General features: G+C 45.3%; 13 protein-coding genes. 6 read left to right on the top strand and 7 right to left on the bottom strand.

Going from position 1 to position 12682, the window contains the following annotated elements:
* Window positions 1–4: 4 nt before the first annotated feature.
* A complete protein-coding gene (locus EOO49_RS00065; RefSeq protein WP_290841833.1) occupies window positions 5–316 on the bottom strand; it encodes a hypothetical protein in 312 nt (103 codons plus the stop codon).
* Window positions 317–605: 289 nt separating this feature from the next.
* Between EOO49_RS00065 and EOO49_RS00060 the strand changes: the two genes are divergently transcribed.
* Together EOO49_RS00060 and EOO49_RS00055 are read left to right on the top strand one after the other, a co-directional pair.
* Window positions 606–1862: a putative DNA modification/repair radical SAM protein gene (locus EOO49_RS00060; RefSeq protein WP_290841832.1), complete on the top strand. Its 1257-nt coding sequence runs from the start codon at window positions 606–608 to the stop codon at window positions 1860–1862.
* On the top strand, window positions 1862–2635 hold the full coding sequence (locus EOO49_RS00055) for a TIGR03915 family putative DNA repair protein (protein WP_290841831.1): 774 nt from the start codon (window positions 1862–1864) through the stop codon (window positions 2633–2635). Before EOO49_RS00060 ends, EOO49_RS00055 begins: the two co-directional genes overlap by 1 nt.
* A gap of 9 nt (window positions 2636–2644) precedes the next feature.
* Here EOO49_RS00055 and EOO49_RS00050 read toward each other — a convergent pair whose 3' ends face one another.
* Window positions 2645–3046 (bottom strand): hypothetical protein, encoded by a 402-nt coding sequence (locus EOO49_RS00050; protein WP_290841830.1) that lies wholly within the window; start codon window positions 3044–3046, stop codon window positions 2645–2647.
* Window positions 3047–3125: 79 nt separating this feature from the next.
* Window positions 3126–5597, bottom strand: a complete 2472-nt coding sequence (locus EOO49_RS00045; protein WP_290841829.1) for an AsmA-like C-terminal region-containing protein — start codon at window positions 5595–5597, stop codon at window positions 3126–3128.
* Between the two features lie 134 nt (window positions 5598–5731).
* Here EOO49_RS00045 and EOO49_RS00040 point away from each other — a divergent pair, with 134 nt between their 5' ends.
* The 4 genes from EOO49_RS00040 to EOO49_RS00025 are packed head-to-tail and all read left to right on the top strand — an operon-like array spanning window position 5732 to window position 9046.
* Window positions 5732–6307 (top strand): TetR/AcrR family transcriptional regulator, encoded by a 576-nt coding sequence (locus EOO49_RS00040; protein ID WP_290841828.1) that lies wholly within the window; start codon window positions 5732–5734, stop codon window positions 6305–6307.
* A gap of 48 nt (window positions 6308–6355) precedes the next feature.
* Entirely contained in the window at window positions 6356–7135 is a 780-nt protein-coding gene (locus tag EOO49_RS00035) for an antibiotic biosynthesis monooxygenase (RefSeq protein WP_290841827.1), read from the top strand.
* Between the two features lie 22 nt (window positions 7136–7157).
* Window positions 7158–8009 carry an aldo/keto reductase gene (locus tag EOO49_RS00030; protein ID WP_290841826.1) on the top strand — a complete coding sequence of 284 codons (852 nt, stop codon included), beginning with the start codon at window positions 7158–7160 and terminating at the stop codon, window positions 8007–8009.
* A gap of 59 nt (window positions 8010–8068) precedes the next feature.
* Complete coding sequence (locus EOO49_RS00025) at window positions 8069–9046, top strand: aldo/keto reductase (RefSeq protein WP_290841825.1); 978 nt, start codon at window positions 8069–8071, stop codon at window positions 9044–9046.
* Window positions 9047–9224: 178 nt separating this feature from the next.
* On the opposite strand, the gene EOO49_RS00020 is transcribed toward EOO49_RS00025, so the two are convergent.
* The 4 genes from EOO49_RS00020 to EOO49_RS00005 all read right to left on the bottom strand — a co-directional run bounded on the left by EOO49_RS00020 (window position 9225) and on the right by EOO49_RS00005 (window position 12639).
* A complete protein-coding gene (locus EOO49_RS00020) occupies window positions 9225–10181 on the bottom strand; it encodes a hypothetical protein (RefSeq protein WP_290841824.1) in 957 nt (318 codons plus the stop codon).
* A 654-nt stretch (window positions 10182–10835) separates the two neighbouring features.
* The gene (locus EOO49_RS00015; RefSeq protein WP_290841823.1) at window positions 10836–11270 is read right to left on the bottom strand and encodes a hypothetical protein; all 435 of its coding nucleotides are present in this window, start codon (window positions 11268–11270) and stop codon (window positions 10836–10838) included.
* A 17-nt stretch (window positions 11271–11287) separates the two neighbouring features.
* Entirely contained in the window at window positions 11288–12124 is an 837-nt protein-coding gene (locus EOO49_RS00010) for an IS3 family transposase (RefSeq protein ID WP_290841822.1), read from the bottom strand.
* Window positions 12124–12639 (bottom strand): helix-turn-helix domain-containing protein, encoded by a 516-nt coding sequence (locus EOO49_RS00005; RefSeq protein ID WP_290841821.1) that lies wholly within the window; start codon window positions 12637–12639, stop codon window positions 12124–12126. Before EOO49_RS00005 ends, EOO49_RS00010 begins: the two co-directional genes overlap by 1 nt.
* Between the last annotated feature and the right edge of the window lie 43 nt (window positions 12640–12682).

Raw genomic sequence — 12682 nt, 5'->3', positions numbered from 1 at the left:
GGATTTACATTCGGGCTTTTTTATTCTTTATCTGTTGTATTTTATAGAAGGCTAAAACGGATGCGGCAACTGCCAAAACCAAGATGCCGTTATCGATCGGCAAGCCGGGCGGCACCGGTCCCGGACCTGGAGACGGAGGCGGCGGGTTGTTTGGAGCGGCCAGGGAAATACCTGTAACCATCACGGCAGCAAGCGTAAACACTGCCACTGATGTAACTTTCAGAATTGTTTTTGGGACAAATTTCATAGGCCGTAAAAGTAAATAAAAAATCTTTTTAGCAAAATATTTCGGCAAATAAATTAAATTCTTGAACAATAAACAACGTTAATCGATGAATGCCGATATTAATCGACAGAATTAACAATTTATTGTCATAAAATGAACATTTGCGCAATTTTGCGAGTGCAAATGTACGATTTCAAATTTAACATCGTTGCATTCTGAAACATATTAACGTACAATTCAGCAATTTAGTTTTATTACAGTTTGAAAATGTGCAAATTGGTGAATTCTCCTAAATGTAATTGAATATGTTGCAATTTTAACGATTGTTGACCAAACATCGGTTGCGTTTTCCCTTATTTTTATAGATCAATTTCCAGCCATGTCAGACAGAATCCGCGAAAAGCTTACCATACTTGCCGATGCCGCAAAGTACGACGTTTCCTGTTCTTCGAGCGGAGGCAATCGCAAAAACACCAACAAAGGTTTGGGCGACAGCAGCGCATCTGGCATCTGTCATACTTATACAGAAGACGGACGTTGTGTATCACTTCTTAAAATTCTGCTCACGAACCACTGTATTTACGACTGTGCGTTCTGTGTTTCGCGAAAAAGCAACGATGTAAAACGCGCCGCTTTCACGGTGGAAGAGGTCGTCGATTTGACGATGAGTTTTTACCGACGCAATTATATTGAAGGACTTTTCCTAAGTTCCGGTATTTTCAAGAACGCCGATTTCACGATGGAACGCTTGGTCAGGATCGTAAAAATCTTGCGGATCGAACACCGTTTCAACGGCTACATCCATTTGAAAACCATTCCCGGCGCAAGTCAGGAACTACTGACCGAAGCCGGAATGTATGCCGACAGAATGAGCATCAACCTCGAAATGCCTACCGAAGCCGGGCTAAAATTGCTCGCGCCCGACAAATCGCACGACGAAGTCAAAAAGCCGCTCGGATTTATCCAGAACAGCATCGTTCAATTCAAGGACGAGCGAAAATTGATCCGGAATACACCCAAATTCGTTCCCGCCGGACAAAGCACGCAAATGGTCATTGGTGCCACGCCTGAATCTGACATGGAAATCATGTACAGTGCCGATGCCTATTACAAGAATTTCGACCTGAAGCGCGTGTACTATTCGGGTTATATTCCGATAAGTTATGACTCGCGAATGCCCGTAATTGGCACGCAACCGCCACTTTTGCGAGAAAATAGATTGTACCAGACCGACTGGCTGATGCGCTTTTACGGATTTGATGTCAAGGAACTTTTGAACGCCAACAATCCGTCGCTCGATGTCGACATTGACCCAAAACTATCTTGGGCATTGCGCAATATGGAACAATTTCCGGTTGATGTAAACACCGCCGATTATAAAATGATCATGCGTATTCCGGGAATCGGGGTCGGTTCGGCCAACAAGATCGTACAAGCCCGAAAATTCGGGCGACTGCGTTCCGACCAACTCCAAAAAATGGGAATCGCCTGGAACCGCGCCAAACATTTCCTGAGATGCGCCGACAGTGTCTTTCAATTGAACGCGCCCGAATCTTTCAAGGTCAAATCTGTGATCTTGTCTGAAATGAACAGCAAATACCTAAAGGTCGCCCAAAACCAATTGTCGCTTTTCTGATGACAACTTTCGTATTCGACGGTTCTCTCGAAGGCCTGCTCACGGCCGTTTTCGAATTTTACGAACTCAAACCCAAAGCCGTCAAGCTCGAAAGTGCAATCCATTTCCAACCGGGATTTCTCGACGAAGTCCACGAAGTCGTTTCGGATGAAACCAAGTCGAAGCGCGTTTGGGACGGTTTCAAAAAGAAAGTTTCCGCAGATTGGCAGCGCAAGTTCTATTACGCTTATCTATCGGAAAGACCTGAAAATTTTCGGCTCCTTTTCGACTTTGCACGCTATGTTTTCGACAATCCGAAAGGCGTTGAGACCAATTTTGGACATCCGGCTGTTATGGCGCTTACCAAGATCGAGAAAAGCGTGAGCCGCGAGCGCCATCGCATGAAAGCTTTTATCCGATTTCAGGAAACTTCCGACGGGATTTTTTACGCGCCGATAGAACCCGATTTCAACGTACTTCCCTTGATCTCGAACTTTTTCAAAAACCGATACGCCGACCAACGCTGGATCATTTACGACCTCAAGCGCAAATACGGACTGTTCTACGATCTTGAAACGGTATCTGAAATCACATTCGACGTTGTTTCGGAATTGCAGCAAAATTCTACTTTTCTTCCGGCTCACACTTTGAATGGGAAAGAAGAATTGTACGGATTGCTTTGGAACGACTATTTCAAAAGCACGAATATCGAGGCGCGCAAGAACATGAAGCTTCACATTCAACACGTGCCAAAGCGCTACTGGAAATATCTGACTGAGAAAAAACAACAGTAATTCAGATTTTCACGGATCTTTCACCGTAAAAGTAACTTCATCCTCAAGTTTGTATTCGCCTTTTTTATAGACTTCGCCAGTAGCAAGCACAAATTCGTAAGTACAGACCATTTTGGGAATATCGAACAGGCATTCTTTTCCGTCTTTTGGAATCACGAGCTCTTTCTTGACTTCATTTTCTTCGGAATCGATTCCCGAGATGCGAAACGTGACTTTTTGGGTGAGTTTGTTCCTGACGCAGACGGTTTCGACTTTTTTGGTGTCTTTCTTCTTGTCGTCAGAGCGCGCGACCTTGAGGATTGACAGGCCGCCGAGCAAGATTTCGCCTCCGCGCATGACTTTGTCCAGGTCAGATTGGGCGATTGCGAAAAACGGCAACAAGAACATCGGGATAAAAAACGAGGCTTTCATAGAATATGGATTTTGGCGTGTATTCGATAAAAGTACGCCAGCCAATCCAAACCCAATTACAGAAAATCTGTAAAAAATGTTAATTCTCGCTTTCCTTGCCTTTGCTTTTGAGACTGATCTTGACCTTGCCTGTTTTTGGGTCATCGGCGGCTTGCAAATGCAGTACAATCCCACGGTGGCGGCGCTCTTCGAGTTCTTCGGCGTCCGTGATGTTCTCGTCTTTCTTGGGATTTCTTAGCGGCACGTCCATCCGTAAATCAGTTCCGGCGCCAAGCGAATAGATTCCGGCCACGTCAAGATTCAATACCGAAGAATTGATTTTCATGGGTTCGATCTCGATTTTTTCGCCTTTGATCCTGATGTTTCCCTTCAAATCCCGAAACGCGATCTCGTTGACATTGCGTCGGCGGAAGGCCAGTTTTCCTATGCTTTGGATCGGTTCAAAATTAAGCAGTTGACCATCGGCCATAGCAAAATTGGCTTTCCCGTCCATACTTTTTTGGTTCATACTGTAATCTTTGTTCAGAAAGCCTTTGAGTTCGACATCGAGTGAGAGTTTGCCCGAAATATTTTCCGCCTTGAGCGACTGCATTCCGAAGTTGTCGAACGATCTGAAGAACTCGCGCACGTTCACGTCGGCCACGACCGCCTTGAAATCGTATCGGCTTCCGTTTGAACTTCTGGCCAAATTGCCGTTTATGCGCATCATTCCGCCCGAGTGCCGCATTCCGAGATTTTTTAAACCGATGTTCGTCTCGGAGATTTCGGCAATCGCGGTAGCATTCGTCCCGACAAATTTTTTATAATACAACTTGTCGATTTTCATGGCCATACGCATTTGGCTTTTTTCTAGCAGTTCGTCGATCTCTGAGGTGAAGTTGCCTTTTTTCTTGGTTTTTTTGACCGCTTTCGCCCTACCCGAAACCATTCCGAGGAATTCGCCAACGTGCAATTCCTTGCTGTAAACGTTCCAATTGAGCACGATTTTCTCGGGAGAATTGTAATACAGATTCAGGAAATTGAGCACTTTTCCGTCCATAATGACATCGCTTTTAGCGCTTTTGATATGGATGTTTCGGATGAAAAGATCGCGGGAATCGAAATCGAGGTTGATCGAAACGTCCTGGAATTTGAGATTGCGTTGCGTGTAGACCAGATCGGCGTTTTTGATTTCGACTTTCCCCATGATTCGCGGCTTGGCGAGTTTGTAATTGACAACATCGGACACAAAATCTACAGCAATGTCCGCACGGCCTTTGTTGAACGCAATCAGATCTTTATCGATTACCGAATTGAGTTTTGGAATGTCGAAATTCGACACGAATTTACCCTTGGCGTAAGGCGCATCGAGGTTGATGATCGAAATCACGGGCATCGAAAACGGGACTTCTCCGTAATTTCCGGTCATATTGCGAAGTAAAATCACCGAATTGGCGTCGGTTTTGGGCTTTTTCTTGTCGTAATTGTTGGCAAAAACACCGTCGAAGTTACAGTCGAAAATCGTTCCGCCCGGCGTTTGCAGTTCGTTGTGCCGCACTTTGGCCTGAACGTAGATGAGCGGATCTTCATCGGCATCGAAATCGCCTTCGAGATCGCAGCTGACTTCAATCGGTTTGGCAAAATCGAACATGTCGAGTTTTTCCTTTATATTGTCGGCGAGCAAAACTGACGCGCCTTTCCACCTAATGCTTTTGTTTCGGACGTGGATTCCGTACTGCGACTTTCCATCGGAGAAATCGAAATTGGCGAAAAGCGTAAAATTCTCCTCACCTATTTTTATGGGCTGTTCAGACAACTTGTAAACGCCGAGTCCGTTGGCCGTGATGTCGAAATTTCCAACCAACTTCTTGTTTCCGATAAAACTGCCGCGATCGGTGTTGAAACTCATGCTTTTGGCCAGGATTTCATAAGTGATCTGGGCGTTCCATCCGTCGCCTTTCGGATCTACTTTCCCCTCGAAGGTCGCGATTTCGTAGTGATGCAATTTTTTGCGCATTTGATTCGAAACGATGAATTTTACGTTATCCAAAGCAAATTCCTGAAACTGCAAATCGGCTCCGCTTCCATCCGATTTTGACTTTTCCTTCTTTTTGAAAACCGATGTGTTCGTGTAACCGTCAGGCGCGACGTAAATGTCGATATTCGCATCCCCGATAGCGATTTTTCGGATGTTGATTGTGCCTTTAAGTAACGAAAAAAGATTTACGGTCACGTCGATTTTTCCCGCTCGCAACAACTCGTGCTTGTGTTCGGAGAATTTTTTGTCGTGAAGCGAGACATTGGTCAAACGCAGCGAAACCCTTGGGAAATTGCTGAAAAATTCGGGTTTCAAATCTCCGATCTTGAGTTCGCCGTCAAGATTCTCGTTGAGTTGCGCCGTTACCTTGGCCAAAACCTCATCTTTGTTGTTCTCTATATAAAGGAATACACCGATGATCGTGAGGATAAACAATCCGACGATTCCCAAAACGGAAAACAGCGCGATTTTCCACCATTTGCGCTTTGGTTTTTTTGTCTCGATTTGGATTTTATTGTGTTCGCTTTCCAACATAACATAAATTTCTTACAGTTAAATTACGAGGAAATTTCGGGTGCGGATGCGGTTTTGGAAAGGTTTGGGAAAAAAGATAAATCCGAACGCATTTTAATTTGGAACGTTCGGTTTAAAATACATATCTTTGCCTCATGCCGAGGAACAAGGAATTCGATTACGACGAAAAACTCAAAGCCGCCAGAAACATGTTCTGGAAAAAAGGCTATAACGCCACGTCGATGAACGATCTGGTCGATACGATGAAGATCAACCGAAGCAGCATTTACCTCAGTTATGGCAACAAACACGAGCTGTTCCTCAAATCACTGAAAGATTACATCGAACAAAAGGACGAACAATATCGCTCGGCTTCACAGAAGAGTAGCGAACCTTTGGAAGCGATAAAAAACATCATCAAATCTGTGACCGATTCTGCCTTGCGCGAGGGCGATTGTCTCTTTACGAAATCTGTTTTCGAGCTTGGCAATAGTGACAAGGACGTCACGCAGATGTTGTCGGCACAGACGTTGAAAGCCGTGAATTTGTTCGAAGGATTGCTTGCGGAAGCCAAACAAGCAGGAACGTTGACCTCTGATAAAGATATCAAGGCATTAGCTTTCTTCTTGGTTTCCGGATTGACCTCGATCTATAATGTGCAGATTCTTTTTTCGGACGCGAAACTGACACAACAGACGGCCAAAATTTTAATGGACACAATCGACGCCTAAATTTTTTTACCCAATATTGGAACGAACGGTTTAAAACAATATAAGATTATGATTTATTTCCGCAAAACTTTTCCGCGTTACAGAAAGCTGACATTTCCTGTTGCGTTGCTGGGAATTCTGGTAGTTCAAAGTTGTGTTTCAGACAGAAATCCGAAAAGTATCGATGACGAAAAACGCCCGGAAACAATCGTAAAGCAGCCTCGAAGTTTTCAGGAATTGGGTTTCTTCGGAAAAATCGGGGACGACAAATGGAACGCTTTTGTTTTGGCGGTTCAGCAAAACATCGCCAATTCGCGAAAAGAATCCGGAAACCTTTCGTTTAGCTTGTTTCAACCCGAAAATAGCAACCGCGAGCCAATTTGGTTCGAACGTTTAAAGAACAAGGAAGCCCATAATTTCCACAAGCAACAACAGTATTTCAAGCGTGCTATCGAGGTGATCCAAACAGCGCTAGAAGGCGAACCGAATGCAATCACACTTACCGAATTGACCGAAATTCCGGCAAAGGTCGCGATTCCGGCAAATGACACGCATCGCACAAAACACGTCATTACGTTGTTTGAAGTGAAGTCTGAAAAACGACAACCGTTCGTGCAAACGCTCGCGAAGGCATCCGAACAAATACGAAAAACATCGGGCAATCTCGAATGCAACCTTTACCAATATGCCGATGACCCGAACAAATTCGCTTTGATCGAAGGCTGGCGAAATGTAGCCGATCAAGAAGCGCATCTGGTTTCGGAACAAAACAAACAACTCGATACAGCACTAAAGGACTTTTGCAAAAGTGAGCCGATGACCTGGCTGGCCAACGACATTTCAGAATAATCAACTATCTAAATAACAAAGCATGCAGACAATAAAATTGAACAACGGAGTGGAAATGCCACTTTTGGGCTTGGGTGTTTTCCAGATCGAAAATGCGCAGGAATGCGAACAAACGGTTTTTACCGCCATAAACCGAGGTTACAGACTCATCGACACAGCCTCGCTTTACCGCAACGAGCAAGCCGTGGGAAATGCCATAAAGAAAAGTGGCTTGCCTCGCGAAGACCTGTTTGTCACCACAAAACTTTGGGTGCAGGACGCAGGTTACGAAAACACCAAAAAAGCGTTCGAGAAATCGCTTGAGAAATTGCAGTTGGACTATCTCGACCTTTACTTGATCCATCAGGCTATGGGCGATTATTACGGTTCGTGGCGCGCGATGGAAGAGCTTTATAAAGAAGGCAAAATCCGCGCGATTGGCGTAAGCAACTTTTTTCCGGACAGAGTCGTCGACCTCATCGCGCACAATGAGATCGTGCCCGCGGTAAACCAAATCGAAGTGAATCCTTTCTATCAAAGAGCCGATGAGCACGAACTGCTGAAAAACCACGGTATCGTGACGCAATCCTGGGCTTCTTTCGCCGAGGGCAAGAACGACCTTTTCGCAAACGAGATATTGGCGTCGATCGGTAAAAAATACCAAAAGTCTGTCGCACAGGTAACCTTGAGATGGCTTTTGCAAAGAGGAATTGCGGTGATTCCGAAATCCATCCGAAAGGAAAGAATGATAGAAAATGCCGATGTCTGGGATTTTGAACTTAGCCAAGCCGACATGGACGCTATCGCCAAATTGGAAACCGGCAAAAGCGTTTTCTTCGACCACCGCGATGCTGAAACGGCGCAATGGCTGACCAAACTGACCTTTGACGAATAAGTCAAAAAACCAAAATCGCAAAAACGATACTTACCTTATAGCTTACAAAAATCAAAGTCATGAAAACAACTAAACTGGGAAATCTCGAGGTTGGCCGCATAGGACTTGGCGCCATGGGCATGAGCGCTTACTACACGACTGGCGCGCAGGATGAATCCGAATCGATACGAACGCTGCACCGCGCTTTGGAATTGGGCGTGAACTTTATCGACACGGCCGAAATTTACGGACCATATTCGAACGAAGAATTGGTCGGGAAAGCCCTAAAAGGCAAACGCGACCAAGTGGTGCTGGCAACAAAATTCGGATTGGTCTCGCATGCCAATGCCGGAGCAAACGCACTCGACAGCAAACCCGAAAACATACGCGCAGCCGTGGAAGGTTCGCTTAAACGACTACAAACCGACCATATTGATCTTTACTACCAACACCGCGTCGATCCCGATACGCCGATAGAAGATACGATTGGCGCTGTCGCCGACTTAATCAAGGAAGGCAAGGTTGGCCATATCGGATTGTCTGAAGCCAGCGTTGCGACGATACGGAGAGCGAACGCCGTGCATCAAATAACTGCTTTGCAATCTGAATATTCGCTTTGGGTGCGCGACCTTGAAGCCGACATCTTGCCAGTTTTGAGGGAATTGAACATCGGACTCGTGCCTTATTCGCCTCTGGGACGCGGTTTTTTGACCGGACAAATCACCTCGGTGGACCAACTCAGCGCCGACGACTGGCGAAAAACCAATCCGCGTTTCAGCGCTGAAAACCTGTCCAAAAATCTTGTCATCGTGAAAGAAGTCGAGGCGATCGCCACCGAACTCGACGCCAAACCCGCACAAGTCGCTCTTGCATGGCTGCTCGCTCAAGGAAACGATATCGCGCCGATACCGGGAACGAAGCGCGTCAGCCGTTTGGAAGAAAACGCAGCTGCTGATGGCGTTGTGCTGAACGATAGCCAAATCGAGCGATTGAATGCACTTCCTGCTGCTGCCGGCGAACGCTATTCGGCTCCTAATATGGCTGCTATTGACAAGTGATTGTGGTGACGGTTTTTTTCGGTAATTCTGTAAAGTGAGATATCTCAAGAGGTTTGTGCTTGGATTACAAACTATCCGAAATTGAATCGGATAAACCGAAAATACCTTATATCTAAAGAAAAAGCCGGCTCCAAAAAGCCGGCTTTGTATTAAAGCGAAATGAGTTCTGGATAAAAAATTACCAGCTGAAATTCGTATCGACCGAATTGGCTTCAACGTCGCCATTCACCTTGTGGTAAACGTGTCCGGAAATGCCCACGTCCCATTTGTAAAGGCTCATGTTTACCGGCTTCGGAAATCCTCTGTAACCCAACGACCATGCCTGGGTTCCTTTCACGGTTGTAGAGCAATTGTTCGCCACGCTTTTGTTGAATGTCCCGGTAGCAAAATTCGTTACGAGAGCGCCAGTCGATTTTACTCGGATCGCATAGTCGCCGCTGATGCTGAAACTATATCTTCTCTCGGTGCTTGTGTTGTTGTAAACCCAGCTTCCGTTAAGATATTGGCTCATTCTCAACTTCCAGAGCAAATCTGATTGTACCAAAGGCGCTCCGTCCACTGTCAGGTTTTCCACTACCAGATAGTGAACTAGTCGGAATCGCAATCCTTTGTTGGTTGGTGCGTTGCATCCGACGGCATAGCTTACGCGGTTGAATTCTTCCCAGCCTTCTTTGAAACTTCCTCCGTCGCCGTCAATGTCGACTCTTGCGTCAACTGGTTCTGCTGCGGATACTTTTGTCACGGACGCTTCACCGAAAACCTTTTTGGCTCCGGAAGCTTTTCCTGTTTCGCTTACCGAATTTTGGTAAAGCTTGCCGTCCTGAAGTGTTATCAGCTTGTCGCCGATCATAAACTGTTTGTCCTCGTTCAGGATGAATTGCAGCTTAAACGGAATCTCGTCCTGGTCTACGAAACCTTCGGAGTTGTAAAGCGGCTTGTAACTTTGCTGGGAAATCCAGTTTTGGTAATCTTCCTGACTGTCGAACGATCGCAGACGGTCTAAAGTCGTGTTGAAGTCCTCGATGTTCTTGAACACCTTAAGACTTTTTCCGGTCGATTCTGTTTGCACATCGTCTTGCGTACTGCAAGATGTAGCCATGGCAATGGCAGCAAAGAATAGCATTACTTTCTTCATAATAAATAAATTTGGGATTATTGTGTTAGCCAAATGTATTGAAATTTGCATGCCGATAATCTGTAATTTACTTTGTATCAATTCAATACTACCAATTTGTCGACAGCAATATTGTCTTGTGTCGTTTTGTTTTTTTAAACTATCCAGGCCAGACGCGAATGCTAACGTTTAAAGACTTTGTGAAGCTCTGCTTTTGAGTGCTATTTTGCCCATCGTTTTTTTTTAAACTTTTTTTTTCATGCCCAACTTCATGTTGCCGAAATCGACAAAACACAGCTTTGGTTTGTTTTTGGGTTTTCAAATTTGCCGTTGGACGAGTTAGAATATTTTTTCTGTAATATCTTTTGTTGCTGTTTTTTCAATTTGCGCTATATGATAGATGAGATTTTCTTCCATCCTACTCGTATCCATAGAATCAGCGATTCTATACTTGGTTGTAAATGCTGTTGCCACAATGGGACTCTTCATGACCTTGCACCATTTGTCAAATATTCAAAAAATTGACACCTGTAATTTTCTTGCCATATCGCGCTTTGATCACGCTTTGACCGCACTTATTCTGCCTGATGCCCATATGAAGGCATTTTGCGGTTTCCTCAAGAATCCTAGTATTCGTTAAGGATTCAAAAAAGCAATACGTTCTTAATCAGCGCTCTACATAGTATCGGCTTTTTGACAACGCCGATTTAAAGTCTTGGTCTGGTGCTGCGAAGTGTCGGCCTGCATCGCACTTACCAGTTTCCTGACCTTGACGCCTTGCGCGTCATAGACGTATTTGATGTAGCTGCCATTACCAAAATTTATCGCAAGTGGCAGATTCAGGTGATTATAGGTTATCTGGTAAATCTGTTTGTTGCCGTCCGAGGTCATGTTGCCATCATCATCGTAGGTGTAGTCATCCCCGTAGAGATTGCCGTCGCTGAATCCCGATGGGTCGTTCTGCTGATCCTCTACAGCGAGCAATTTATTGCTGTACTGTTCGTAGGAGTACTTAAGTTCATCAATCTTTATCACACCCGACGGACTTTCGAGATCGCCGTTGCGGTAGATGTTCTGGATGTTGCCATTGGCGTCGTAATTAGACTGCACCCAAAAGTTTAGACAAGTTAATAATTAGATTGATAATAATGAGTCCGGTATTGTGTCGGGCTCATTCCGTTTAAATTAAGTTTGATCCTGTCGTTGTTGTAATAGTCGATGTACTTTTTTATCTCGTGGCGTAAATGGTCTACCGAACTGAACCTGTTGATGTAGTAGAGTTCACATTTAAGTATTCCGAAGAAGTTTTCAATAACGGCATTGTCCAGGCAGTTCCCTTTCCGGGACATGCTTTGGGTGATGCCTTTCCCTTTCAGTAGCCTGCGGTATTGCTTCATCTGATACTGCCAGCCCTGGTCGGAGTGCAGGATCAGGTTACTGTCTGCCGGTAGTTTCCTGAATGACTTCTGGAGCATTGTTTCCACCTGTTCAAAAGTGGGCCTCCCCGATATTTCATAACTGATTATCTCCCCGTTGAACAGGTCGATTACGGGCGACAGATACAACTTTTTGCCTGCCACTTGGAATTCCGTGATATCGGTCGCCCATTTTTGGTTGGGCTGGGCGGCCTTGAAGTCCCGGTCCAGTATATTCGGGGCGGTCTTGCCCAAATTCCCTTTGTAGGACCTGTACTTCTTGACCCGGATCAAACTTTTTAGACCCATCAGTCCCATCAGTCGCAATACGGTTTTATGATTGATGGCGTGACCCTGTTGCCTCAACAGGATCGTGATGCGGCGGTAACCCAGCCTGCCCTTATGCTGATGATAGATCACACGGATCGATTCTTTGATCTCCAGGTATTTGTCAATGGGTTGCCGCTTGCTATGATAATAAAAACTACTTCTGGCCAACTTGGCATGTCCTAACAATAATTTCAGGTCATGCGTTTGCCTTAATTCCATTATGGCTTGCGCTTTTTGCTTTCTTCCGCTTGAATTAAGGCCTGCAACTTTTTTAGCAGTGCAATCTCCGCCCGAAGTGATTCGTTCTCCAGCAGCAGTTCCTCTTTTGTTGAAGATTCGGCGGAGGTCTTTAGTCTTCTTTTAAACGCCATAAGCTCAGGACTGTCTTTAGTTCTACCCTGTAACCCCGCTGTTCCTTTTTCGGTAAACGCTCTTTGCCAGCTACGGATGACGGAACCGCAGGAAATATCGAACTTTATACAGGCTTCATCCAAAGTTAAAGATTTTTTCTCCACCGCCTTGAGCACTTTGAGCTTGAAATCGACATCGTAGCGTCGGTTGCTTCGCGGAACAAGACCTGACGCCCCGCCCCGCTTGTATAGTACAACCCACTTCCATACCTGGGATCTGTCACAACCAAACTCGGATGCGACAGAAATGGCAGATCGGCCCCTTAAGACCTCTTCGACACAATGGAGCTTAAAATCATAACTGTGCTTTACTTTTCTTTCCATAGGATACCCCAAAATTGTGTCTAACTTTTTGGGTGCAGTTCAA

The organism is Flavobacterium sp. (assembly GCF_004295795.1).
Taxonomy (GTDB): domain Bacteria; phylum Bacteroidota; class Bacteroidia; order Flavobacteriales; family Flavobacteriaceae; genus Flavobacterium.
This window is presented reverse-complemented; position numbering and strand designations above follow the sequence as displayed.

Excerpts from the sequence above, each read along its gene's own strand:
- EOO49_RS00060 (WP_290841832.1), top strand. The coding sequence starts at position 606 with ATGTCAGACAGAATCCGCGAAAAGCTTACCATACTTGCCGATGCCGCA.
- EOO49_RS00055 (WP_290841831.1), top strand. The coding sequence starts at position 1,862 with ATGACAACTTTCGTATTCGACGGTTCTCTCGAAGGCCTGCTCACGGCC.
- EOO49_RS00050 (WP_290841830.1), bottom strand. The coding sequence starts at position 3,046 with ATGAAAGCCTCGTTTTTTATCCCGATGTTCTTGTTGCCGTTTTTCGCA.
- EOO49_RS00045 (WP_290841829.1), bottom strand. The coding sequence starts at position 5,597 with ATGTTGGAAAGCGAACACAATAAAATCCAAATCGAGACAAAAAAACCA.
- EOO49_RS00040 (WP_290841828.1), top strand. The coding sequence starts at position 5,732 with ATGCCGAGGAACAAGGAATTCGATTACGACGAAAAACTCAAAGCCGCC.
- EOO49_RS00035 (WP_290841827.1), top strand. The coding sequence starts at position 6,356 with ATGATTTATTTCCGCAAAACTTTTCCGCGTTACAGAAAGCTGACATTT.
- EOO49_RS00030 (WP_290841826.1), top strand. The coding sequence starts at position 7,158 with ATGCAGACAATAAAATTGAACAACGGAGTGGAAATGCCACTTTTGGGC.
- EOO49_RS00025 (WP_290841825.1), top strand. The coding sequence starts at position 8,069 with ATGAAAACAACTAAACTGGGAAATCTCGAGGTTGGCCGCATAGGACTT.
- EOO49_RS00020 (WP_290841824.1), bottom strand. The coding sequence starts at position 10,181 with ATGAAGAAAGTAATGCTATTCTTTGCTGCCATTGCCATGGCTACATCT.
- EOO49_RS00010 (WP_290841822.1), bottom strand. The coding sequence starts at position 12,124 with ATGGAATTAAGGCAAACGCATGACCTGAAATTATTGTTAGGACATGCC.
- EOO49_RS00005 (WP_290841821.1), bottom strand. The coding sequence starts at position 12,639 with ATGGAAAGAAAAGTAAAGCACAGTTATGATTTTAAGCTCCATTGTGTC.